This is a genomic window from Saltatorellus ferox, from assembly GCA_007751475.1.
In the GTDB taxonomy this organism is placed as follows: Bacteria; Planctomycetota; UBA1135; order UBA1135.
Window position 1 is genome coordinate 5,170,997 of record CP036434.1, and the last position, 24,948, is coordinate 5,195,944.

At 65.9% G+C, this 24,948-nt stretch carries 17 protein-coding genes; 2 read left to right on the plus strand and 15 right to left on the minus strand.

Annotated elements, in window-relative coordinates; genetic code table 11:
* Window positions 1-88: 88 nt before the first annotated feature.
* The 15 genes from coxB to Poly30_RS18555 form a co-directional block, all read right to left on the minus strand.
* Window positions 89-1,447, minus strand: a complete 1,359-nt coding sequence (gene coxB, locus Poly30_RS18485) for a cytochrome c oxidase subunit II (RefSeq protein ID WP_419190363.1) — start codon at window positions 1,445-1,447, stop codon at window positions 89-91.
* Between the two features lie 2 nt (window positions 1,448-1,449).
* The gene (locus Poly30_RS18490; RefSeq protein WP_145200554.1) at window positions 1,450-2,373 is read right to left on the minus strand and encodes an SCO family protein; all 924 of its coding nucleotides are present in this window, start codon (window positions 2,371-2,373) and stop codon (window positions 1,450-1,452) included.
* 91 nt (window positions 2,374-2,464) lie between these two features.
* Window positions 2,465-2,827: a hypothetical protein gene (locus Poly30_RS18495; RefSeq protein WP_145200557.1), complete on the minus strand. Its 363-nt coding sequence runs from the start codon at window positions 2,825-2,827 to the stop codon at window positions 2,465-2,467.
* A 14-nt stretch (window positions 2,828-2,841) separates the two neighbouring features.
* Complete coding sequence (locus Poly30_RS18500) at window positions 2,842-4,110, minus strand: quinol:cytochrome C oxidoreductase (protein ID WP_145200560.1); 1,269 nt, start codon at window positions 4,108-4,110, stop codon at window positions 2,842-2,844.
* 79 nt (window positions 4,111-4,189) lie between these two features.
* A complete protein-coding gene (locus tag Poly30_RS18505) occupies window positions 4,190-5,524 on the minus strand; it encodes a quinol:electron acceptor oxidoreductase subunit ActD (protein ID WP_145200562.1) in 1,335 nt (444 codons plus the stop codon).
* 14 nt (window positions 5,525-5,538) lie between these two features.
* Window positions 5,539-7,053, minus strand: coding sequence for an NrfD/PsrC family molybdoenzyme membrane anchor subunit (gene nrfD, locus Poly30_RS18510; protein ID WP_145200566.1), 1,515 nt, complete (start codon window positions 7,051-7,053; stop codon window positions 5,539-5,541).
* A complete protein-coding gene (locus tag Poly30_RS18515) occupies window positions 7,040-10,312 on the minus strand; it encodes a Fe-S-cluster-containing hydrogenase (protein WP_145200569.1) in 3,273 nt (1,090 codons plus the stop codon). Before Poly30_RS18515 ends, nrfD begins: the two co-directional genes overlap by 14 nt.
* Before the next feature lie 171 nt (window positions 10,313-10,483).
* Window positions 10,484-11,137: a cytochrome c3 family protein gene (locus Poly30_RS18520; RefSeq protein ID WP_145200572.1), complete on the minus strand. Its 654-nt coding sequence runs from the start codon at window positions 11,135-11,137 to the stop codon at window positions 10,484-10,486.
* Between the two features lie 694 nt (window positions 11,138-11,831).
* On the minus strand, window positions 11,832-12,401 hold the full coding sequence (locus Poly30_RS18525) for a response regulator transcription factor (protein WP_145200575.1): 570 nt from the start codon (window positions 12,399-12,401) through the stop codon (window positions 11,832-11,834).
* Between the two features lie 193 nt (window positions 12,402-12,594).
* Window positions 12,595-14,064 (minus strand): ATP-binding protein, encoded by a 1,470-nt coding sequence (locus tag Poly30_RS18530; protein WP_145200578.1) that lies wholly within the window; start codon window positions 14,062-14,064, stop codon window positions 12,595-12,597.
* A 45-nt stretch (window positions 14,065-14,109) separates the two neighbouring features.
* Window positions 14,110-15,186, minus strand: coding sequence for an ABC transporter ATP-binding protein (locus Poly30_RS18535; protein ID WP_145200581.1), 1,077 nt, complete (start codon window positions 15,184-15,186; stop codon window positions 14,110-14,112).
* Window positions 15,186-16,241 (minus strand): ABC transporter ATP-binding protein, encoded by a 1,056-nt coding sequence (locus Poly30_RS18540; RefSeq protein WP_145200584.1) that lies wholly within the window; start codon window positions 16,239-16,241, stop codon window positions 15,186-15,188. Before Poly30_RS18540 ends, Poly30_RS18535 begins: the two co-directional genes overlap by 1 nt.
* 4 nt (window positions 16,242-16,245) lie before the next feature.
* Window positions 16,246-18,120 (minus strand): ABC transporter permease, encoded by a 1,875-nt coding sequence (locus Poly30_RS18545; protein WP_145200587.1) that lies wholly within the window; start codon window positions 18,118-18,120, stop codon window positions 16,246-16,248.
* On the minus strand, window positions 18,120-19,802 hold the full coding sequence (locus tag Poly30_RS18550; RefSeq protein ID WP_419190364.1) for an ABC transporter permease: 1,683 nt from the start codon (window positions 19,800-19,802) through the stop codon (window positions 18,120-18,122). Before Poly30_RS18550 ends, Poly30_RS18545 begins: the two co-directional genes overlap by 1 nt.
* Entirely contained in the window at window positions 19,745-21,769 is a 2,025-nt protein-coding gene (locus tag Poly30_RS18555; protein WP_145200593.1) for an ABC transporter substrate-binding protein, read from the minus strand. The genes Poly30_RS18550 and Poly30_RS18555 overlap by 58 nt, the downstream gene beginning before the upstream one ends.
* Before the next feature lie 398 nt (window positions 21,770-22,167).
* Here Poly30_RS18555 and Poly30_RS18560 point away from each other — a divergent pair, with 398 nt between their 5' ends.
* Both Poly30_RS18560 and Poly30_RS18565 read left to right on the plus strand, forming a co-directional pair.
* Window positions 22,168-23,061, plus strand: coding sequence for an endonuclease/exonuclease/phosphatase family protein (locus Poly30_RS18560; protein WP_419191376.1), 894 nt, complete (start codon window positions 22,168-22,170; stop codon window positions 23,059-23,061).
* 86 nt (window positions 23,062-23,147) lie between these two features.
* A complete protein-coding gene (locus tag Poly30_RS18565) occupies window positions 23,148-24,947 on the plus strand; it encodes a peptide ABC transporter substrate-binding protein (RefSeq protein ID WP_145200599.1) in 1,800 nt (599 codons plus the stop codon).
* Window position 24,948: the final 1 nt, after the last annotated feature.

Below are 24,948 nucleotides of genomic sequence, written 5' to 3' on the forward strand. Positions count from 1 at the left end.
CCGCGCGCTCGGCATTCGCGGAGATCCGCGGGTGTCTTCCGCGCCCCCACGGGCGCGAGGAAGACCTCCCCGCGGGGGCCATGGTCGATCAGTCGACCCGAGGGACGTCCTTCAGCGACTTCAGGTAGGCGATGATGCCGTTGATCTGCTCTTCCGGCAGCATCGGGTTGTAGACGGTCATCTGCTCCCCGTAGCCCTCGACGAGCTGGCTATAGGGATCGAGGATCGACTGGCGCACGTAGTTCTCGTCCGCGACACGGGTCGACCCGTCCGCAAACTTGCGCTCGAGGCCCCAGAGGCCCGCGAACGTCGGCGCGGTGCCAGCGCGGCCGTCGATCGAGTGGCACGCCTTGCAACCGCGGCGGTTGTAGGTGAGCTCTCCGATCTCCAGGGCTGACTTCATGGTTCCGTCGTCGTTGACCATCCAGTTGCCCGCCTTGACGAGCCACGCGGCGTAGTCCTCGGGCGTGTCCACCACCATCTTGGCGTACATGTCCGAGTGCAGCTTGCCGCAGTACTCCGAGCAGTAGACGCGGTAGGTCGCCGGCTCACCCGAATCGAACCAGACCTTCGTGTAGCGGTTCGGCAGGACGTCCGACTTCTGGCGGAACGACGGCAGGTGGAACGAGTGGATCACGTCGTTCGACGTCATCAGCATCTCGACCGGGGTGTTCGCCGGCACGTGGAACTCCTGGGGGCTCTCGATGCCGCTCGGGTACGTGAAGTTCCAGCCCCACTGGTAGGCGTTGACCTTGACGGTCATGGCGTCCGGCGGTGGCGTCCGCATGTCGAGGAACGTCGTGTAGCCACCCCAGAACATGATGCCCACGAGGATCGTCGGGATGACGCTCCAGATGATCTCGATCGGCGTGTTGTGCGTGATCGACTGGTCGGCGCGCACACCCGGCTTGCGGCGGTACTTGATGCAGAAGACCACCATCAGGACGCCGATGAGCGCCGTGAAGATGTACGACGTCCACATGATGAAGTCGAACATCGCGTCGACGTCCTTCGCCGTCTCCGAGGCTCGCTTGGCCGTCCAGAAGGGGTTGCCCTCCAGCTCGGTCGCGAAGGGCGCAATGTGCGGAGCGACCGGGCGAGTCGCGAACTTCGGATCGGACGAGATGGTCTCCTCGACGCCGTCGCGCAGGAAGAAGATGGTGTTCTCGTCCTTGCTGATGATGCTCGCATGACCCTTGCGGAAAGCGTCCACGTCAGCGGGGTCCAGCCCACGGCCGATCCAGTCGCGCTCCTCGGCGGTGAACGTGCGCGGCGTCGTCTCCTTCGCGTTGTAGTCCGCGATCAGCTTGTCCACGTCGACGCCCGCGTCGGCCTTGACCGCCTCGCTGGTCTCACCAGCAGCAGCGCCTTCTGCGTCCTGGGCAAACATCGGCGCGGCGCTTCCGAAGAAACAGAGGCCCGCCAGCAATAGTGCTTCGATTCTCATGATCATGATGCCTTCTCACTCGCGCTGGCCGCGCTCCCTGCGTTCGCCGCTTCCGACGACGCAGCGAGACGCTGCGATTCTCCGCGCTTCATGAAGAAGACTCCTGTAACGACCGCCAAGACGGTCAGTGCGGCTGCGACTTTCAGAAGCCGTGTCGCCGCGAGGGTGTATTGACCCGAACTCGGGTCGAATTTGAAGCAGTTCAGGAACAGCCCGTCGTAGAGCGTTCCCACCTTGCCCTCGCTCGTTTCCACGAGCGAGAGCCTCAACACGCCAGCCAGAGCGGGATCGATCCCCTCCAGGTAGCGCATGACCTTGCCCGACGGCGAACAAAGAATGTTCGCCGCCTGGTGTGCGTATTCACCGCGGCCCTCGAGCCAGCGGTAGCCGAAGCCCACGGTCTCAGCCACTCGATCGATCTGGACCTTGTCGCCGGTCAGGCAGATCCAGCCGCTGCTGGCCACCGCACTATCGCGCGGCTCCCCGGCGTCCTCGGAGGCCTCGAGGTAGCTCGAAACGTAGCGCTCCTGCAGACCGGCCATCTTGGATGGCGTGTCCTTCGGGTCGATGCTGATGGTCACCACTCGATAGTCCTCACCGAGCTGCAAACCCATCGTCCCCATGGCGGCTGCCAGGTTGGAGAGCTGCATGGTGCAGAGCTGAGGACAGTCGACGTAGTTGAGCGTCAGGATCACCGGCATCCCGTCGAACGCCCTTCCCAATGGAAAGGCCTCCCTCTTCGCGCCGGTGAACGTGGCGTCCAGGGGAAGCTGGGCCTCCAGATGCTGCTCGACCTCGACACCGTCCAGCTCCTCGATCCGCTGACCCGCCAGCTGGCCCCACGCCGAACCGGACATGCACACACACGCGCCCAGTAGGAGCAGCGGGAGTCGCAGGAAGGTCGTCTTGGGGGTTGGCTTGCGCATGGCTCGACCGAAGTCGGAGTGGATCGGGATCAGATGAGGTGAACGGTGTTCTTGTAGGCCGAAGGAAGGGAGAAACGAGGGGCTGAGGGGATCAGTACTTATCGGCGATCTGACGCATGCCGATCTCGACCGGCACGTGCACTTTGCCGCGCGTCACCGTGCCGTTCTCTTCGACATCGGCTTCCTTGTAGTAGCCGTCCACGACCATATCGTCGATCTGACGATGGGCCTCGAGGTCGGTGATCCGGGAATCCGCCTGGCTCTGGCGAAGCTCCTGCTGCTTTCCCGCCGTGAGGTAGTACACCCCGGTGAGGAAGATCACCGAAACGATGATCAGAAGCGTCGCGACCGTGGTCAGGAATGCGAGGACCGGGACGTTCTGGACATCGTCCTGGATCTCCCGCTCCGAATGATGGTGGTGCTGGTCGGCCAGCCCGTCTGCAGTTGCACTCATGGAATCAGGACCTCCTAGACGTTTTGGAAGGCAAGGGACTCGGGCAGGCGCGGATCACCGATCGCGAGCGCCGGCTTGCCGTCGAGCTTCCGGAGGAAGCCGAAGAGGAACAGACCACCCACGCTGATCATGGCCGTGATGTCGATCAGGCCGAAGGCGGGACCGGTCGTCGCAGGGTCACCCTGTCCCACACCATTGACCATCTCGGGCATGACGTTCCAGTACAGGTCGACGAAGTGGAAGACGAGGCAGTAGACGCACCAGGCGGCGAACACGTTGCGGCGGCGCTTCACGTGGCGCGACATGAGCCCGAGCATCGGGATCAGGAAGTGGCCTGCGACGAGGAGGACCGAGAAACCGTTCCACTCGCCCCACATCCGATAGTGGAACCAGTGCGTCTCCTCGGGGATGTCGGCGTACCAGTACAGCATGAACTGGCTGAAGGCGACGTAGCTCCAGAAGAACGTGAAGGCAAACAGCAGCTTGCCGATGTCGTGGTAGTGCTCGATCGAGACGACGTTCTTGAGGTTCCCGCGCTTCTCGAGCCACATCGTGGAGAGCGCCAGCACCGACAGGAACGAGAACATGCACCCGGCGAAGAAGTAGACGCCGTACATCGTGCTGAACCACTCGGCGTTCAGGGACATCGAGAGGTCGAACGCCGCGAAGGTGGTCGCGAGGGCCGCGAGGATGATGCTGACGCCGCTGCGCCGCTGCATCGTCAGCGTACGGTTCGGGTCCTGGTCATCGTCCTGGGCCAACGACTGTCCGGAGAAGAACCGGCTGAGCCCCACCCAGATCGCGAAGTACAGGCAGATCCGCGCGGCGAAGAACACCGATCCGAAGTAGCCGGCCTTGCTCTGGATCAGCTCCGATCCCGTGAAGTCTCCCCCACCCCAGACGAAATCATGGCTCGCCCAGTCGTAGATGATGCTCTTGCCCATGAAGACCGGCACGAGAACTACCAGCACCACGAGCGGGAACAGGATCGGGAACGCCCCGGTCACGGCCTCCGCCACGCGGCGAACCACCACGGACCAGCCTGCGCTCGTGACGTGCTGCAGCAGGATGAAGATCAGCGCTCCGATCGAGATCGAGAGAAAGAACAGGATGGCCACGAGCATCGAGTGCCCGAAGTGGCGCATTCCGTCGCCGAACGTGAAGCCGAGGCCGAAGGTGGCCAGCAACCCGATGAGGCCGACCACCAGACCGGCGGTCGCCGGCTTGGAGAGGTCACGCACGATCACTTGATCTCGCGTGGGGAGTTCGATTGAGGTGTTCATCACAGCGTCACTTGTGGGGTGGACGCGTCTGGGGGTAGTGGATGAGTTGAGGAAGCCAGGGTATCGAGACGGACGGAAGCTATTGCCCGGCTGCGCTCGAGTCGGAAACCCTCACGCTTTCAATCGTGGGAACAGGCTTGTAGTCAGCGTCTCTCGGAGCCTCGGTCTGATCGAGTCCCTGCGTGGCCTGGATGGCGCGGACGTAGGCGACGATCGCCCAGCGGTCCTTGGCCGTCACCTGGCCCGAGTAGCCAGCCATCGTGCTGATGCCGTTGCTGGCCACGTGGAAGAGCTCACCGTTCGAGTACGCCTTGGCGTTCTCGGAGAGCAGCGACTTCGGCGGGACCCAGCCCCACTGTGCCGCGTCCAGCGCGTTCGCACGCACCGCGACGGCGCCCATCCCGTTGCCCTGCTTGCCGTGGCAAACCGAACAGTAGATGGTGTAGCGCTGACGTCCCCGCTCCAGGAACGCCTCGTCGACGTTCACCGCCGCCGGGAACGCGGCGAGCCACTCGGGGCGCTCCGCCCCGGCGTCCGCGCCGAACTTGGCCACGTCGTACCTGATCTTGTCCGGGACCTCAGATCCCTGGGCCACACCGAAGTACAGTTCGAAGTCGTCGCGAAGCTCGCCCTCGGCGACCGTTCCGGCCACCGGGAGCCGCATCGCGCGCCCGTCGGGGAAGCCTTCCCACGCCGTTTGCGTCTTGCGCTTGCGCTGCCAGTCCATGTCCGGCCACACGTGGTAGCGCGGCTTCTCCGACGTCGCGAAGCGGCCCTTGAAGGCGACCGCGAGCGGAATGAACGACGCGCAGGTCAGGATCGCCGCGACGCCGTGAAACCAGATCGGTAGCGCGGCCCTCGTCGTATCCGTCGGGCAGGTCTCGATGTGCTCCGCCCCCACGCCGAGGAGCTTCTCGACGCGCGCGCGGTCGAAGTTGGCGTCGGCCGCCTCGACGCAGATCGCGAAACGGTCGTTCGTGACGCGCTTGAAGCGCTCAAGCTTGTGGAGGGGGTTCGAGAGGTGCGGGAACTTGTTGAGCGCCAGCATCCCGAAGAAGGCGGTGTACGCCGAGAACAGAATGATGATCTCGAACGTGACGGGGATGTTCGCCGGGAGACTCCAGTCGGGCTTGCCGCTGATCAGGAACACGTAGTCGACCGCGTTCGTGAAGTACTGAAGGCTCAAGCCCACCACGAGGCCAGTGAGCCCCATGCCGAGCACGATCCAGGGCAGGATCGTCGGCTTGGTCCCCATCGCCTCGTCGATCCCGTGAACGGGGAACGGCGTGTAGGCATCCCATTTCTTGTATCCCGCGTCCCGGATCTTCCGGGACGCGTTCATGACGCCATCGACGTCGTCGTAGTAGGCGACGACACCGTGGATCTCGGGCTGGTTTTGATTCTGGTCAGACATGGATCGTTCTTGAATCAGGCGTCCTGCTTGGAAGCCGGAGCGACGCTGCCGCCGCCTCCTGCCGTGCCGTAAGAGGTGGGATCTGCGTCCACATGACCGTCCTTACCGTGACCGTGATCGCCGTGGGCATGGGCCTGGGGCATGACGGTCTTGACTTCCGCGATCGCGACCGTCGGAAGGAAGCGGAGGAACAGGAGGAACAGGGTGAAGAACAGGCCGAAGCTGCCCAGGAACATGAGCATGTCGACGTAGGTCGGGCTGAAGTAGCCCCAGCTCGACGGCACGAAGTCCCGGCTCAGCGATGTCACCGTGATGACGAAGCGCTCGAACCACATGCCGATGTTGGTGGTGATGCTGACGAGCATCACGACCCACAGGTTGGCGCGCATCTTCTTGCTCCAGAAGATCTGGGGGAAGATCACGTTGCACGAGACCATGATCCAGTACGCCCACCAGTAGTTGCCGAAGGCACGGTTGACGAACGCGAAGGTCTCGTACTGGACGCCGCCGTACCAGGCCATGAAGAACTCGATCATGTAGGCGTAGCCCACCATCATGCCGGTCGCCATCAGGATGCGGCACATCACGTCGATGTGCTTCATCGTGATGATGTGCTTCAGCCCGAAGAACTGCCGCGCGGGCACCATCAGCGTCAACACCATCGCGAAGCCACTGAAGATGGCGCCTGCGACGAAGTACGGCGGGAAGATGGTCGTGTGCCAGCCCGGAACCTGTGACACCGCGAAGTCGAAGGAAACGACCGAGTGCACGGAGAACACGAGCGGAGCCGCGAGGGCTGCGAGCAGCAGGTACGCGCGCTCGTAGCGGTGCCAGTGGCGCGAGGAACCCGTCCAGCCCATGGCGAAGATGCCGTAGGCGATCTTGCGGGGGGTGTTGATCGCGCGATCCCGAAGGGTCGCGAGGTCGGGGATCATGCCCATGTACCAGAACAGCAGCGAAACCGACGCGTACGTCGAGACCGCGAACACGTCCCAGAGCAGCGGGCTCCGGAAGTTCGGCCACATGTTCATCTGGTTCGGAAGCGGGAACAGCCAGTAAGCCACCCAGATCCGGCCGATGTGCACGCCCGGGAACAGACCGGCGCAGATGACGGCGAAGATCGTCATCGCCTCGGCCGCCCGGTTCACGCCCGTTCGCCAGTTCTGGCGAGTCAGGAAGAGAACGGCGGAGATGAGGGTACCGGCGTGACCGATACCGACCCAGAAAACGAAGTTGACGATCGGCCAACCCCAGTACACGGGGTTGTTGTTGCCCCAGACCCCGACGCCCGTCGTGATCAGATGCAGCAGCATCAGACCCAGCACGCCCAGCAGCGTGACGGAGACGCCGAAGCCGATCAGCCAGGCCTTGTTGGTTTCCTTGACGGGGACCTCGGAGACCCTGGCCACGGCCTCGGTGACCGTGGAGAACGTCTCGTTCTCGCCCTCGACGAGGGCGGGCCGAACGCGAGGGTCCTGGCCTTTCAGCGGCTTGCCGCCGAAGGATGCGGTGGGATCAGTGGTCGTCATGGCCGGCTCCTTCCGTGGAGTCTCCTGAGTGGCTGGTGTCCGTGTGATCGTCGCCGCCATGGCTGTCGCCATGACCGTGACCGCCCCCATGGGCTCCGTGGCCGCCATGGCCATAGGTCGCGGGGTCGTAGTCGTCCCTCCCCTTCACGCCCTGCGGCATGGCCGTCGCGAGAGCGGTGTTCGGGTTCGAGATCCGAGCCAGGTACTGGGTACGCGGCTTGATGTTGAGCTCGGCGAGCATCGAGTAGTCGCGGCCGAGGCCCTGCTTCTTCGAGACGCGCGACTCCGGGTCGTTGAGGTCACCGAAGGTGATCGCCTGGGTCGGGCACGAGGCCTGGCAGGCCGTGATGACCTCGCCGTCACGGATGCGCCGGTCCTCGTTCCGCGCCACGATGCGCGCCTCGGACACCCGCTGCATGCAGTAGGTGCACTTCTCCATGACGCCGCGGCTGCGGACGGTCACGTTCGGGTTGCTGCGCAGCTGGAGCAGCTTGTGCTCCGGCTCGTCCATGAACTTCGTGTAGTGGAAGTAGTTGAACCGGCGAACCTTGACCGGGCAGTTGTTGCCGCAGTAGCGCGTGCCGATACAGCGGTTGTAGACCATGTCGTTGGTCCCTTCCTCGCCGTGAACGGTCGCCGCGACCGGGCAGACCTGCTCGCAGGGCGCGTTCTCGCACTGCAGGCAGTTGATCGGCTGGTTGACGGCGTCGACCGTGTCGGCCTCATCGGCGTCACCCTGGTAGTAGAGGTCGACGCGCATCCAGTGCATCTCGCGACCGCGCTTGACCTGCTCCTTGCCGACGATCGGGATGTTGTTCTCCGACTGACAGGCGACCACGCAGGCGTTGCAGCCGTTGCAGGTCGAGAGGTCGATGGTCATGCCCCACTGGTGCGTGCCCTCGTACTTCCTCTGGTCGAAGAGCGACTCGAGCTTCGGCACGTGGTAGACGTGCTCCGGGAAGTTCGGGTCCTCCTTCCACTCCTCGAGGGTGCCTTCCATCGCGAGCTTGTGAAGGCGCTCACGGCGTCCCTTCATCCCGATCTCGTCGATGAGGTGGTGCTCCTGGGTCGTCGCGAAGCTGTAGGAGCCGCCCGCCTTCGCGACCGTCGCTCCGACGGCCATGCCCATCGAGTCCGTTCCACGGAGCTGGAAGGCATCGAAGCCCGCCGCGTCCACGCCGGTCTTTTCGAAGCCCGCGACGAGGCCCGCGTGCTTGCGGCCGTAGCCCATCGAGATGGCGGCGGAGTTCTCGGCCTGCCCCGGAGCAACGTACACCGCCGCGTCGAGGGTCCGGCCGTTCAGGGTCACCTTGACCTTGCTACCGGTGGTCACGCCGAGTTCCTTCGACGTCGCGACGCCGAGCAGCACCGCGTTGTCCCAGGTCATCTTCGTCGTGAAGTCCGGCAGCTCCTGGAGCCAGCCGTTGTTCGAGTAGCGACCGTCGTACACCTTGGGGCACGGGAAGAAGGTCACCTCCATCCCCTCGGCGGCCGCCGGGATCGCTTGCACGTTGCCCCGGACCGTCACGTTGACCGCAGCCGCCCGCGTGCCCTCGACGACTCCGTCGTGGAGCGCCTGGCGATACCGAGCCTCGCCAGAGCCGGGAAGGTTCATGCCGTCGAACGTCGCGCGCACTTCTTCGCGGCCCGCGTCCTTGCGGCCAAGGAGAGCCGCGCAGAGATCGATCGAACTCATCCCGCCGAAGAGTGGGTTGATGAGCGGCTGAGCCACGTGGTACGTGCCGTCCCAGGAGCGAGCGTCGCCCCAGGCCTCGAGCCAGTGAGCCGAGTTCAGGTGCCAGCCGCAGAGAACGGACGTCTCGTTGCGGTAGAGCGAAAGGTGCGCCGTGGTCGGGCAGGCTTCCAGCGCGGCGGCGAAGCCGAGATCGGCCGGCGCGTCGTAGGCGGGGTTGCCCTCGAGGATCAGCAGCGTCTTGACGGCGCCGCTCTTCATGTCCGCGACGAGGGATTTGAGGCCGGCGTCCATGCCGCCGAGCAGCGGCTCGTCGATCAGCGAAACGGTGGTCCCGTTGGCGCCGATCGCCGCGTTGAGCGCGTGGGCCTGGGCGTGCACCTCGGCGGGCTGATGCCCACCCGGGATCACGACGCCGTGGCTGCCAGCCGCCTTCAGATCCTCGGCGGCCGCCTTCACGAAGGCCGCGACCTTGGCGTTGCCGGCGAGTGCCCTGGCGCGCGCGCCGGAGGCGCTTCCCCCGCTCACCGCCGCCTGGAGCAGCTCGAGCACCGCGCCGACGTCCGAACTCCGGACGGGCAGACGGTGGTCCGAGGTCACGCCCGTCGACGTGAAGCGGCTCTCGACGCTGTAGAGGCGCGACATCTCCTTGCCGGCCGCGCCCTCCTCGGGCATGCGGCGCGTGGCGAAGTCGGCAGCCATCCGGACGGCGTCCGGGTGCGTCCGCTGAAAGTCGCTGTCGAGGGCGATGACGACGTCCGCCTGCTTCAGGTTGTAGCTGGCGCGGACCTTGCGGCCGAAGGCCATCTCGGCACCCGCGACGGCCATGTCCTCGTTCACCGGTGACCACCAGTGCCAGCTCACGCCAGCGCCCTGGAGCTCGGCCCCGAGACGTGCGAGCGTCGGCGAGCTGGTCGTGGAAGCGAGAACGGCCACGCCGCCCTCCGCCACCTTCGAACGGAGCGCCGCGAGGGCGTCCTTCCAGCTGGAGTCGACCATCCCGTCGGCCGAGCGGCGTGCGACCCCGCGGCTGCGGTCGGGATCGTAGAACTCGAGCACGGCGGCCTGCGAGAACACGTCCGTTCCATGGCCGACAAGCGTGTTCGGCTCGACCTTCACGGGACGTCCGTCATAGCTCGTCACCTTGACCGGGCGGGCCGCGCCCGCGAGGTCCATGACGGAGGCGTAGTGACGGGGCTTGCCCGGGATCATCTCCTCGGGGCGCTCGGCGTACGGCAGGATCGTCTCGCGCTCCCAGCGGCAGCTCGAAGCGCCGGCCAGGGCCGCCGAGGCACCGAGGATCTGGAAGAAGCGACGACGGTCGACGCCGTCCATCTGATCGAAGTCGTCCGTCGGGAACTCGCGGCCTACGAAGCTGGCCACGTCATCGGTGGCGCCGTCCGCTGTGGCGAGATCCCGGGTCAACTTGCCTTCGAACTCGGACAGGGACTGCCAGACCGTGGGCTTCGACGAAGTGGCCTTCGCTGCTTCGCCCGAGTTCGTGCCAGGAAGCAGATCTGGGCCGGAGTGGGAGCCGGGAGGGGGGCCGGAGAGAATGTCGCTCATCGGATCGCGCCCTGCTTTGGGGCCAGGCGCGGGTGTCGGTTGAAGACGGGAGGGATCAGGCGCCAACGGGGGTCAGCGCAGGTGAAAGTGGCTCCTTTTCAGGCCTCCCCTCGGAAGGAGAGAGGACCTGGCCGTGGAGCCAACGGCCTCGATCGGCAGTCGACGGCAGCCCTATCGGTGACAGGTGCTGCAGGTCTCCTGGGGGTTGATCTCTTCGGCGGAGTAGAAGAGTCGATCCTTCCAGCTATCGTCGCCGACGGGCGGCTCCCAGCCGAGGTTGGTGATCTCGTCGAGCGGTCGGAGATGCGGCTCCGGGTTGCGGTGGCAGTCGAGGCACCAGCCCATCGAGAGCGGCTCCTGCTGCCTGACGACGACCATCTGGTCGATGCGGCCGTGGCACGAGACACACGAAACGCCGCGCCGCACGTGGGCGGAGTGGTTGAAGTACGCGTAGTCCGGAAGGTCGTGGACACGCACCCACTCGACCGGCTTGCCGGTTTCGTAGGATTCCTTGACCGCCGCCAGCTTGGTGCTGTCCGGGCGGATGTTCGTGTGGCAGTTCATGCACGTTGCCGTCGGGGGAATCGCGGCGTGCGATGCGTCCTCGACGGTGTTGTGGCAGTAGCGGCAGTCCATGCCGAGCTCACCGGCATGGAGCGCGTGGCTGAACGGAACCGGCTGCTTCGGCGCGTATCCGGCGTCGGTGGTCTTCGGAGAGAAGCCGAGCCAGACGAAGGTCACCGCGTAAAGGACCCCACCGATCGCAGCCGCTGGAATCAGCAGCTTGAAGTGGTTGGTCCATTGGGGAAAGTGGAAGGTGCTCATGGTGCGCAAGGCGCGGTCTGGGAACCGAGGGAGCCGCGCCCGGATCCGAGGGATGGGGCGAGGACCACGGGGTGACGGGGCTCTCGAACCGGGACTCGGGCCGGGGATCGGCCGTTCAGCGGAGAGCGACGACCTGAGCCAGCACGTCTGCGCTGGCCGGGCGACGCCTGAGTTGTTCTGGCGAGTGCGCGTGGTGCCAGCCAAGGGTCCCTGGCCAAGGCCCGAGTCCTGCTCTCTGACGGTTCGCGCGGGGGTCGAACGGCGCTCTGCGCGGGCTTCCCCGCGGGTGAACGCTGTTCACTGGCCAATAGAATAGTGATCGAGTGCCCGCGAAGAAACGTGGTACTCCGACGCAATTGAAGGGAATCTCACCGAGAGTGAAACTCATCCTCAATGCGCTGCGGCATCCGGCCCGTACGCACTCCTTCGCATGCGGCCGTTGAGATCCGATCGCAGCCCGCCCATCCCCCATGATCGACCGGGGACCGCGATCGATTTTGCCCTGAGCCAGGGCCCACACGCCGACGGAGCGATGCGCCTGGAGGCACGGGCGGAACCCCGGGAGCTGAACGGAGATAGGGCCGACCATGAACGGAGCGAGGCGCCTTCTTTCGGAGGAAAGAAGGCGCCTCGCCATGGGCAATTCGCGCGCGTCGAGGCACGCACCCGAAGGGGCGTGCGCGCGTTCAGCGTCCTACGCCCGTCCGCGCTCCTGCGGCGCATGGCGCTGCAGCTTCCGCTGAAGAGAGCGGCGGTGAATGCCAAGGCGTCGCGCCGACTCGGAAATATTCCCTCCGCAATCCGAGAGAACTCGCTGGATGTGCTCCCATTCCATGCGCGCCAGCGTCGGCGCGCGGTACGTGGAGGTCACGGCCGGCCCCTCCATGGGGTCACCGCGCTCGTACTTCTCGAAGGCCGCCACGACGTCGTCGGCGTCGGCGGGCTTGGGAATGAAGTTGATGGCACCGAGGCGAACGGCTTCGACCGCCGTGGCGATCGACCCATAGCCCGTCAGGATGACCGTCCGGGTGCCGGCATCGATGCGCTTCAGCTCGCGCAGGAGATCCATCCCGCCCTTGCCAGGCATCCGCAGGTCGATCACGGCGTACTCGGGCGAGTCCTGCTCGGCGAGCTGGACGCCCTCATCCACGTTGGAAGCCGTACGGACGTCGAAACCACGGTCCCGGAGCGCGCGGGCGAGGCGCTCCCGGAAGGTCTCGTCGTCATCCACGAGTAGCATCGAGCGGGTTTCGAGATTGGGCATGGGACGGTGGGCGGTTGCCGGCTCTGGGCGAGTAAGGGTCGTCGAAAACGGCGAATCGGAATGGGTGTTCGTCATTGAGTTGTGCCTCCTTGTCCCATGTAGTTCGCCGCATGGGCCTCCGGGGATCCGCTGGACCGTGAATTGTTCTCAGCGCCATGGGCCCCCCTCGGCGGGGCTGACTCGCGACAGTGTCTCAAACTGAGGCGCGCGGCTCCAGGACACCGCGCCCCGTCGGCGCCATGGGAATCTCCATCCGGACGGTGGTGCCCTCGCCCAGCACCGATCGAATCTCCAGGGCGCCGCCCAGGTTCTCGATGAAGCTGCTGGCCAGGTACAGCCCGAGCCCCATTCCCCCGCCCACGTCCTTCGTGGTGAAGAAGGGCTCGGTCGCCCGCTCGATGTCGTCCGCAGACATACCGCCCCCCTGATCGGTGACCAGAATGCGGAGGCTCTGGCTCGCGCGCCGGATCACCAGGCGAACCGGGCTGGCTTCCGGAGAGGCGTCGATGGCGTTCTGGACGATCGCCCGCACCGAGGTCGCCAGCCCGACCCGAGGCAGCTCGAAGGGTGCCCGCTCCGCTCCCTCGCCCCCCTCGGCGGTGGCCAGGTCCTCCACTTCCACGACGACTCGATCCCGGGCCGCCATCTCGTCGACGATGAGGTCCGCGAGCTCCGAAGGACGCGTGGGCACGAGCTCCTCCCCGATCCCTCCACCCGAGTCCGTCGACATCCGGTCGAGGATCCGGCGGCAGCGCGCCACCTCTTCCCGAATCAGCTGAGCGTCCTCCAGCTCCTCGGCGCTGGCGCCGCTGCGCTCCAGACGAAGCCCGAGTTCCTTCGCGACGATGGCGATCGTCGAAAGGGGCGTGCCGAGTTCGTGCGCGGCCCCCGCGGCGAGCGTCCCGAGCGCCTCGAGGTGGCGGCGCCGCTCCCGTCGCTCCCGCTCGGTCTCCAGCTGCTCCGAGCGCCGGACCAGCGCGGTCGTCACGCGGGAAACGAAGTACACGCTGAGAAGCGACGTCAGGCCGATCGCGACGACCGTCCCCCATCCGCGCAGCACGGTGCCGCGGTCCAGAACCGGAATGTGCGTCGACACGTTCATCAACGTGACGAGCACCAGCGCGACCATCACCGCGGCCGCGATCGCGTGGCGGATGGGCAGGAGCACGGCCGCCAGCGCAACATAGATGACGAGGAAGGCACAGAACGGATTCGAGGTCCCGCCGGTCATCCCGAGGAGCACGCCGAGGAACAGGGTGTCCAGCACGGTCACGGCCAGCTGGGTCGCCTGGAGACGATCGAGCCCGCTCGACTCGTTCGGAGCCGGCGCGCTCGCGACGAGCTTCCCGAAGACGCTCAGCAGGACGGCGTTGGTCCCGAACTCCACGGCGATGACGCCGAGGAGCAGTCCGAGCGGGATCTCGACCCCGAGCAGGTAGCGCACCACGAAAACCGTGATGAGCTGGCCGCCGATCGCCGCCCAGCGCAGGTGGATGAGCCACTGGAGGTTGATCGAACTCCGCGGCCTGGTGGAGTGCAGCGGAGTGGGCCCCTCGATCAGAGACCGGCCGAACAGGCCCAGGGCCTGGGGCAACGACCCGCGCCGCGGCCCGGAACTCTTGGGGGCGCCGGGATTCCTGGGCGGCGAAGAAGCGGGGTGCATCGGTTGAATGGGGAAAAGAGAGGTCCGCCGGTCAGGATCCCCCGGTCAAGATCTCCCGCCGAGTGCCGCCGGACTGCCGAAGGGCTTCGCGAAGTGACAGGCGGCGTACTGGCCGTTCGGATGCACCTTCCTCATCTCCGGATACTGCACGTTGCAAAGACCTTTCTCGGCGATGTGGCAGCGCGTGTGAAAGTGGCAGCCGCTGGGCGGATGGATCGGCGAAGGGACGTCGCCGGTGAGGGGGATTCGCTCACGCCGCTCCTTCGGATTCGCGCGCGGGATCGCGGACAGGAGGGCCTGGGTGTAGGGATGCTGGGGCCGATCGAAGACCTCGTCCACCGGGCCCATCTCCACGATGCGGCCCAGGTACATGACGGCCACGCGGTCGGAGATGTAGCGCACGACCGAGAGATCGTGGGCGATGAAGAGGTAGCTGAGGCCGAACTCCGCCTGGAGGTCCTTCAGGAGGTTGATGACCTGAGCCTGGATCGAGACGTCGAGGGCGCTGACGGCCTCGTCGCAGACGATGAGCTTCGGGTTCAGCGCGAGCGCGCGCGCGATGCCGACCCGCTGGCGCTGGCCGCCCGAGAACTCGTGCGGGAAGCGATTCGCGACGTCGGGGCGGAGGCCGACCTTCCGGAGTAGCTCGGCGACGCGGTCGGCGCGATCCTTGGCGCTGCTGGCGACCCCGTGAACCTTCAGCGCTTCACCGACGGAGTTGCCGACGGTGATACGCGGGTTCAGGCTCGCGTAGGGGTCCTGGAAGATGATTTGTAGATCGCGTCGGTAGGGCCGGAGCTCGGACTTCGGAAGCGCGAACCAGTCGACCTCCGTCCCTGGCTCCGGACGATAGAGCGCACGCCCTGCAGTCGGCTCGAGCAATCGCAGGAGCGAGCGACCCGCCGTGGTCTTTCCGCAGCCGGACTCCCCCACCAGCGACAGCGTCTCGCCGCGCCTCACGGTGAAGTCGAGCCCATCGACGGCCTTCACGTCGCCGGTGTGACGCTGGAGGATGCCGCGTCGAATCGGGAAGTACTTCTTGAGGCCCTGGACCTCGAGGAGCGGCGCGGTCGCGGTCGCGACTTCGGAGCTCGCCTTGTCGTTCACTTCTGGCGTGGACATCAGAGGGCCTCCGCCGCTTCGAGATGATGACAGGCGACGGTGTGCTCGGTGGCCTGGCCGTCCGGCCCCTGCACGCGCTCCAGCGGCGGCACCTCCGCGGCGCAGATCTCGCTCGCGAGCGAGCAGCGCGTGCGGAAGCGGCAGCCGCTCGGGAAGCGCGTGGCGCTCGGGACGATGCCCGGGATGGTCACGAGGCGCTCGCCCGAGGTGGCGAGGTCCGGGAGCGAACGCAGCAGACCGATGGTATAGGGATGGCGCGGGCGCTCGAAAAGCTCCTCCGCCGACGCGTACTCGACGACGCGGCCCGCGTACATCACGGCCACGTGGTGCGCGGTTTCGGCGACCACGCCGAGGTCGTGGGTGATCAGCAGCACGCTCATCCCCTCCTCGTCCTGTAGCTCCTTGATGAGGTCGAGGATCTGCGCCTGGATGGTCACGTCGAGGGCGGTCGTCGGCTCGTCGGCGATGAGCAGCGCGGGACCGCAGGCCATGGCCATCGCGATCATCACGCGCTGGCGCATGCCGCCGGAGAGCTGGTGCGGATACTCGTCGACGCGCGCCTCGGGCGAGGGAATACCGACGCGGCGAAGCATGTCGATGGAGCGCTCGCGGGCCGCTTCCTTGCTGAGCCCCTGGTGCAGCATGACGGTCTCGCCGATCTGATTGCCCACGGTGAACACGGGGTTCAGCGCGGTCATCGGCTCCTGGAAGATCATCGCGATGTCATTGCCGCGGATCTCGCGCATGCGCTTCTCCGAGACCTCCAGGAGGTTCTCGCCGCGGAAGAGAATGCGTCCGCCCTCGAACTTGCCCGGGGGCATCGGGAGGAGCTGGAGGATCGAGAGCGCGGTCACGCTCTTGCCGGAGCCTGACTCCCCCACCACGCCGAGCGTCTCGCCCGGCTGGATGGAGTACGTGACGCCGTCGACGGCGCGCGCGATGCCCTCGTCGGTGTGGAAGTAGGTCTTGAGGCCCTCGATGGCGAGGATGGGCTCGCCCTCCGGACGGCCGGAGCCGCCTGGCCGGGGGCCGTTCTGGGTGCTGGGATCCGACATCGATTCAGACCTTCATCTTGGGGTCCATGGCATCGCGGATCGCGTCGCCGACGAGGTTGTAGCAGGTGACCGTCATGAAGATCGCGAGGCCAGGGAAGAGCTGGATCCACCAGTGATCGGCGCTGCGCGATTCGTTGACGATCGAACCCCAGGACGCCTGCGGCTCCTGGATACCGAAGCCCAGGAAGGACACGGCCGACTCGGTGAGGATGCCGGCCGCGACGGAGAACGCGGCGGCCACGAGGACCGGTGACATCGCGTTCGGCAGAACGTGACGGAAGATCGTCCGCGCGGAGCTGAAGCCGAGGGCGCGCGCGGCGACCACGAACTCCTGCTCACGCAGCCTCAGGAACTCGCCGCGGACGAGGCGAGCGACGCCGGTCCAGCGCACGATCGCGATCACGATGACGATCGCGAACATCGGGTTCAGCGTCTCGGGATCCGTGAACGCCAGGGCGAGCAGGATCAGGAAGAAGGCGGGGATCGACTGCAGCACCTCGATGGTCCGCATGATGCCGACGTCGACCCAGCCACCGAAGAAGCCGGCGATGGAACCGATGACGACGCCGATGATCGTGAGGAGCGCCGCGGAAAGGATGCCGACGGAGAGGCTGACGCGGCCGCCCCAGATCATCCGGCTGAGCACGTCACGGCCGCTTTCGTCGGTGCCGAGAGGGCGTCTCATGGGCGAGTTGAGTTCGGGCTCGCCGACGCGGATCTCCACGGGACGGGCAGCGATTGGCGCCGCTTCGCTCTCGGCCTTCATGGCCTTGTAGAACACGCGCTCGCCGGTTTCGGGGTCGATCTCAGCCTTCGCGGTCCAGGTCGGCGGGCGATACTTCTCGGGCTCATGGAGCTCGGCGAAGCCGAAGTTGATCGGCGCCCAGGAGACGCTCCCGGTGGCCGTCTCCGGGTCCGCGATGAGGTCGGCGATCGTCTTACCGTCCTGCACCAGGACGCGGTTCCCGGAGGTGAGCTCGGCCTTGTAGTCGACGGCGTCGAACTCGGCGACGTTTCCGAAACGAGCGAACCAGACCACGGACGAAGCGGCGACGATCGCCAGGCAGCCGAGCAGCTTGAACTTGCGCGCAGCGCGGATGCGGTCGCGGTTGCCGCGAAGGAAGAGCCGGTTCACGATCCAGTTCCAGACGGGCCAGGAGGCCACGAGGATCCAGAGCGTCATGAGCGCGGCTTCCCATGGAGCCATGGACTGGGCCAGCGGGAAGGCCTTCCTTCCGACGAGGGCCACTCCCCCGCCGTCGGGCTTCGCGGGGTCCAGCGCCTCGAGGCTCTTGCGCAGGTCCTTCCCGAGGTCCTTCGCCTCGTCCAGGCGCTCGCCGGCGAGCGCGTCGTCGCCGGACTTCAGCGCTTCGATACCGGATTCGAAGGCGGTCCGGTACGGCTCGATCTTGGCGCGGTCCTCGTCGGAGAGCGCCAGCTGGAGCACCGCGAGTCGGTCGCGCGCGGCCTCGAGTTCGACCTCGGCAGCGGCGACGCGCGTGGGCGGAGCGCTGTCCACCTTCCCGCGCGTGTTCGCGTAGTCGGCATCCGACAGGGCGCTCAGCTGGGCGGCGCCGCTGGCGGTGGTGCGCAGTAGACGCAGCGCGCGACCGTAGCCGTTGAGATCGACGGACTCGATGACGTAGGGCTTGTCGTTGGCGATCACGGGCGCAAAGACCGCGATGCCGTAGAGCAGCGTCAGGAACGCCATGCTCAGCTTGAAGAGCGTTCGCTTGCCGAGCTGCTCGAAGACGAGGTCCCAGTAGTCCTTCGAATACTCAGCGGCGAACTCCGCTCCTTCCGGAGCGACGCCCCCGCCCGAAGAAGCCGCGCCTTGCGGATCGCCTGCCGCCATCAGTTCAACCTGATCCGAGGCCATCAGTTCAACCTGATCCGAGGATCGACGAGGGAGTAGGCGATGTCCGAGAAGAGGATGCCGAACTGCGTCATGACGCCGACGAAGAGCGTCGTGGCCATGACGATGTTGAAGTCGCGGCGCAGCAGACCCTGGTAGGCGTACTGCCCCATGCCTGGGATGTCGAAGATCAGCTCCACGATGACGGAGCCGCCGATCAGGATCGGGAGGATCGAGGCGAGGAGCGTCAGGACCGGAATCATGGAGTTGCGGAGCGCGTGCTTGTAGACCACGCGGTCGTCGGAGAGGCCCTTGGCCCTCGCCGTTCGGATGTAGTCCTGGCGGATCACCTCGAGCATGCCGGCGCGCATCTGGCGCGAGAGGTAGGCGAGGCTGCCGTAGGTCAGGGTGGCGATCGGGAGGATGCTGTGGAGCACCACGTCCCATGCGTAGCGAATCGGCCCGAAGGACGCGGCATCCTTGTCGTGCAAGCCGAGGATCGGAAGGAGGCCGTCGGCGGTGAGGCCTCCCTTGCCGAAGGCGAGGATCAGCATCAGGCCCGCCCAGAACATGGGGATCGAGTAGAGAACGAAGAGGCCGACGGTGAGGGCGCCGTCGACGCGCGTGCCCTGGCGCCTGACCGAGATGATCCCGAGGGGCAGGGCGATGAGATAGCTGAGGATCACGGAGACGAGCGAGAGCGGGACCGTCACCTTGAGGCGCTTCTTGAGTTCGTCTCCCACGGACGCCTTGGACTGCATCTCCAGTCCGAGCTCGCCGGTGAGGAGGCCGCCGAAACGCTGCTCGCCCCGGTTGCGGACGCGGTAACCGCCGCCGTCGCGGTAGTACCAGGCGAACCAGCTCTTCAGCAGGTGACGCACGCCGTCCTTCTCGAAGAGGGCGGCGTCGAAGTACTCCAGGGAAGCCTGGATGTCGACGCCCGTGACCTTCTCGAGGGTGGCGTCGAGGCGCACGATGCCGGGTTCGTCGGTGCTGCCGCCGAGCTTCAGGGAGAAAAGGCCCTGCATCATCGCGGCGACGGCCTCATCCCGGTTGTCCGCGGACTGACCGGCGTAGGCGACGAGGTCCGCCATGGCCGCGTCGGCGCGACCGGGATCGGTGGTCTCGTCGCTGCTCGTGACGTTGGCGACGAGGGTCGTGAGGGTCTCGCGCTCCGCATCCGTCGTGGAATAGAGCGGCTCGATCTCGGCGGGAAGACCCTGGCGCACCGGGGTGTCACGTCCTTCGACCTCGACGTCTTCGATCTTGCGCTCGGTCCTCGGCGACGTGAACCAGGGGTGGCCGTCGGGGCTCAGGTTGAAGGGGCCGATGTAGTCGAAGAACTGGACGAAGAAGGCTCGGTCCAGCCCGTGTTCTCGCCTGAACTGGTCGATCCGGCTGTCGCCGTCTCCGCCGCCGCCGGCCGTGGCGTCGGCCTGGCTGCCGATCGCGATGAGGGCGGGGTCGCCCGGGGCGATGTGATAGAGGCTGAAGATCACCAGCGCGACCCCGATCGTCGTCGGGATCATCAGCAGGAGCCTTCGCAGGATGAATGCGATCACAGGCGACGCGACTGGGGGGAGGGTCGAGCGAGGAAGGGAGGTGGCCGGGCAGCGCGCGGGGCGCTGGCTGCCCGGGCGGGGCAAGCCTACATCTTCGTGAGCGCGGGGCGCGTCCCTGGAACCGATGGATCGGTGAAGTACCACTCGCGGATCATGTAGCCCGGGTCGATCGGTGAGTGCTCGATGCCGTGGATCCGCTTCGAAGCGGCGAACTTGATCGGCACGTTGTAGCCAAAGAGGTAGGGCTGGACCTCGTTGTAGATGTACTGGTGGAACGTCTTCCACAGCTCCATGCGCTTGTCACGGTCCACTTCCCGCTGGATCGCGACGATCAGGCGGTCGACCTCGGGATCGACGACGCCTGCGTTGTTGGACGTGTTCAGCGCATCTGCCTTGCCGAGCTTGGAGTGCCAGAGCTGCTCGGGATCGGATTCGAGCGGCGGAATCCAGGCGAGGTTGACGGAGTCGAACTCGCGCTGCTTCATACGCTGGAGGAAGGTCGCCCACTCGAGCGACGCGAGGTTGATCTTGATCCCGAGCGGCTTCACCGAGTCCTGGAGGGTGCGGCCGAGGATCTTCGAGGCGTCGTTGCCCGAGGGGTACAGGAACTCGATCTCCAGCTCGACGCCGTCCTTGTCGGCGATGCCGTTGCCGTCGTGGTCGTACCAGCCCGCGTCTTCGAGCATCTCGAGGGCGAGGTCGGGGTCGTAGGCCAGCGCGGGGGCGTCCTTCGGGTAGCCATCGGAATCGAACGGCACAGGGCCCGTGATCTGGCGTCCGAGGCCCTTGTACTGGTTGGCGAGGTAGCCCTGGGAATCGAAAGAGTGAGCGATCGCCTTGCGGACGACGATGTCGCTCAGCTTCGGGTCGTGCATGTTCCAGCAGACGAACCCGTACTGACCGAGGTAGAAGTAGCCCTTGTTGAAGTTCTTCTTGAACTCGTCGCTGTTGGTCCGCGGGCCGAAGTAGTCCTCGGGCTTGACGCGCGCGAAGAAGTCGAGTTCTTCGTTCTCGATGGCGACCATGGCCGCCTGGTCGTCAGGGATGTAGCGCCAGCGGATGGTGTCGACGTAGCCAGGGCGGTTGGCGGCGTCGAAGTACGCGGGCTTGCCCGCCTCGTCGACGAAGCGCTGGGCTTCCACGTACTGCTGGTCGTGCGTCGTGACCTGGTAGGGGCCGACGCCGACCCAGAGTTTGTTGTGGTCGTTGACGTTGATGTGCTCGGCCTGCGCGGCCATCGTGGCGGAAGCGCTGTAGTCCGGGCAGTCGGGGTCCGACAGGTTGTAGATATGGGACGCCATCAGCGTCATCGAATCGGCGAGGGCGTCGAGCGCGAAGGCGCTCTGGCTCGCGCCGAAGAAGCGGATGGTGTGCTTGTCGAGGACCTTGCAGCCCGGAATCGCCTCGAAGTTGAAGCGCTTCTCATCGCACTTGACGGCGGGGTTGTTGTAGATGTCCCAGCTGAAGCGGACGTCTTCGGCGTCCACCATCTGGCCCCTGGTCTTGGCGAGATCCTCACCCTCGTAGACCCGGGACTCCTGCCACTTGACGTCATCGCGGAGTTTGAAGGTGAACACACAGCCGCGCTCGACGCGATCGATGCTGCTCGCGGGGATCGAGACCTCCTCCGGGAGATCCGACATCGGCGAACCGGGCGAGACCTCCGTCCCCGCCTCGTTCGCCTTGCCATAGACGGCTCGACGCGGCACCAGCTCCCGATCCTCCTGGGACCGATACACCCGAACCTCGACCTCGCCGGGCACTTCGGGCGCATCGTCCTTCAAGACGACCATGTCCTCGATGTGCCAGGCCCTGGCCACGCTCGGGACCCAGAGGGTGGTATTCCAGTCCTTCAGGAGGAGCGTCTCGTGGCACTCGTACTGCATGCGCCGAGTGACCCCCGAATTCTCGATTGGGTAGCACATGTTCTCCGGCATCGAAGGAATGTGCACGATGACGCGTCCACCGAAGAGCGGCGTCTCGTCCTGCACCGCCGTCACCGGACCCGAACTGGCTTCCGTCACCCCATTTCCGCCGGCGAGAGCCAGTCCCGCCGAGGAGAGGAGGAGAGCGAGGGCGACTGGCAGGGGACGAAGGAGCAAGCTCGTCATGGGGCTTCGGTGCAGAGAGGAGGGAAAAGACAGCCCTGCGGCCAACCCAGGACCGACCCGGACCAGGCAGAGCAACGGAGCTACGAACGGCTCTCGCCACCCGTGGGCCCCATCCTAGGAAACCGCGCCCCCAAGATCAGGAGCCATCCAACCCTTACCCACCAGCGACAAATCACCACACATAGCGACACAAACGGACCAGGTCCGTCCATTCCGGTACAAACGGACCAGGTCCGTCCATTCCGATACGGACGGACCTGGTCCGTCCGTATCGGAATGGACGGACCTGGTCCGTTTGTACCGGAATGGACGGACCTGGTCCGTTTGTGTCGCTATGTGTGGTGATTTGTCGCTGGTGGGTGCGGTGGTTGCGGGGGTAGGGTGGGAGCATGAATTGGATGGGACGGTGGGGTGGATGGTTTGCGATTTCCTTGGGATTGGCGGTAGCCGGTGGCTGCGGGCACGGCGTGGTCTTCGGGGATTTGGAGGCGAGCGGGGTTCGGGTTGCGAGCTTCAACCTGCGGATGAACACCGTGAAGGATGGACTCGATGCCTGGCCCCTGCGGAAGGACGCGGCGGTTGGGGTGATGCGGGAATTCGATGTCGTGGGGGTTCAGGAGGCCCTGCCCGGCATGCTCGCGGAGATCGACGCGGCGCTGAGCGGATGGCAGCGGGTCGGGTCAGGGCGTGAAGACGACGGCGGAGGAGAAGCCTGCTCCATCTACTACCGGGACGGGAGGCTGGAGTGCCTGGCGAGCGACACGTTCTGGCTCAGCGAAACTCCAGAGGTTCCAGGAAGCATGGGCTGGGATGCTGCTTGCCCTCGCGTCGCGACCTGGGCTCGGCTGCGCGAGCGGGAGGGCGGAGCACGTTTCGTCGTCGTCAATGTCCATCTCGACCACAAGGGCCAGGAAGCCCGCGTGATGAGTGCTCGGCTCTTGCTCGACCGGATCGGGGATCTCGCAGCCGGCGATCCGCTCCTGCTCATCGGCGACTTCAACGTCACCGAGACGAACGAGGTGTACCGCGTCCTTACGGAAGGTGGGCTCGCCGATGCGCGGCTACAAGAAGGAGTGGTCGTGGACGGGCCCGCAGCGACGTGGAACGGGTTCGGGCGAGATCCTCTGGATCGACGTATCGACTACGTGTTCGAACGATTCGACGGGACCGGCGCACAGCTTCTGGAGTTTGCGACCCTCGACGGGTCCATCGGGGACGTCCTGGGGAACGACAACGCTCGCTACCCCTCCGACCACTTCCCCGTCTCCGCCCTCGTGCGGCTGCCGCAGTAGGCAGCGGATCCACTACACTCCGGGGCCATCACTCTGGCCTCCGCCAGTTTCGACTCCCCCACTCTCGGGGGCACCCCCACTGCTTCATGGCCCCACAACGTTTCCTCCGCCAGGTCCTTCCGGTGCTGCTATTGCTCGGGATCCTGGCGGCCGCCGTTTACGCCACGCGCGGCGCTCGTCTCGCTCCCGCCGATTTCGTCTTCAACAACGGCACCGAGATTCAGACCCTCGACCCCGCGACCGTCACGGGCGTCCCTGAAGGCCGCGCGATTCGCATGGTGTTCGAGGGCCTCCTGGTCGCCCATCCCAAGACACTCGAACCCCAGCCAGGCTGCGCCGAGTCCTGGGAGGTCTCCGACGACGGGCTGACGTACACGTTTCACCTTCGCAAGAACGCGCGCTGGTCCAACGGAGATCTGATCACGGCCGACGACTTCATGTGGTCGTTCGAGCGCTTCCTAGACCCCCGCACCGCGGCCGAGTACGCCTACATGGCCTGGTACATCGAAGGCGCGGAAGCCTTCACCACCGAGGTCGAGGACGGCGCGCCGAAGCACAGCTTCGACACCGTCGGCATCAAGAAGCTCGACGACTACACGCTCCAGTTCCACCTCAACTCGCCGACGCCCTTCTTCCTGGAACTCATGGCCTTCTACCCGATGTTCCCGGTCTCCCGGAAGAACATCGAGGACGCGAAGGAGAAGTACCCGAACTCGTGGAGCCGCGAGTGGCTGAAGCCCGAGAACATCATCTGCAACGGCCCGTACGTCGTGGAGTTCCGGCGCGTCAACGACCGAGTTCGCTTCAAGAAGAACCCGATGTACTGGGACGCCGACAACGTCGCCTTCGAGACCGTCGACGCCCTCGCCGTCGAGTCCTACACGACCTCCCTCAACATGTACCTGACGGGCGCGGCCCAGTGGATCGACGTCCCGCCCGCGAACGTCATCCAGGAGCTCATGCCCCGCGAGGACTTCCTGCCGATCCCCTACCTCGGCTCCTACTTCTATCGCGTGAACGTCACGAAGCCACCGCTCGACAACAAGCTCGTGCGCCAGGCCCTCAGCCTCGCCATTCCGCGCCAGGCTATCACCGAGAGCGTCACGAAAGCCGGCCAGGTCCCCGCCTACTCCCTCGTCCCTCCTGGCATGGCGGGCTACACCGGCGCGGAGATGGCCCACGGCAGCTCCTACGAGGCCGACCTCGCCCGCGCACGCGAACTCATCGTCGAAGCCGGCTACGGCCCCGGGGGCAAGCAGTTCCCCACCATCGAAGTCCACTACAACACCGCCGACTCCCACCGCGATATCGCGATCGTCATCGCCGACGCGTGGGCCAAGAACCTCGGGGTCAACGTCAAGCTCCTCAACCAGGAGTGGAAGGTCTACCTCGACACCCAGTCGAGTCTCGGCTACGACGTCTCGCGCTCCGCCTGGATCGGCGACTACGCCGACCCCAACACGTACATCGATCTCTTCATGACCGGCGGCGAGAACAACAAGACCGGCTGGGGCGATCCCGAGTACGACCGGCTCGTCCGTATGGGCAACAGCGAACTCGACCCGGCGAAGCGCATGTCGATCATGGCCGAGGCCGAGGCACTCCTCATGGACGCCATGGCCATCATGCCGATCTACTTCTACGTGACGCAGACGACCTACTCACCTCGTCTCGGCGGCTACTACCCGAACGTCAAGGACGAGCACTTCCCCAAGTACTGGTACTGGATGGACGACGAGGAGCTCAGCGCCAAGCGCGCGGCCTACCCCGACGACGGCCGACACGAAGAGGTGAAGGCCTGGGGCCCGAGCGAAGGGCTCTATCCGCCGTCCCACCCCAAGGCGCGTAACGGCCAGCGTCCTGAAGAACCCCAGGAGGCCCGCTAGC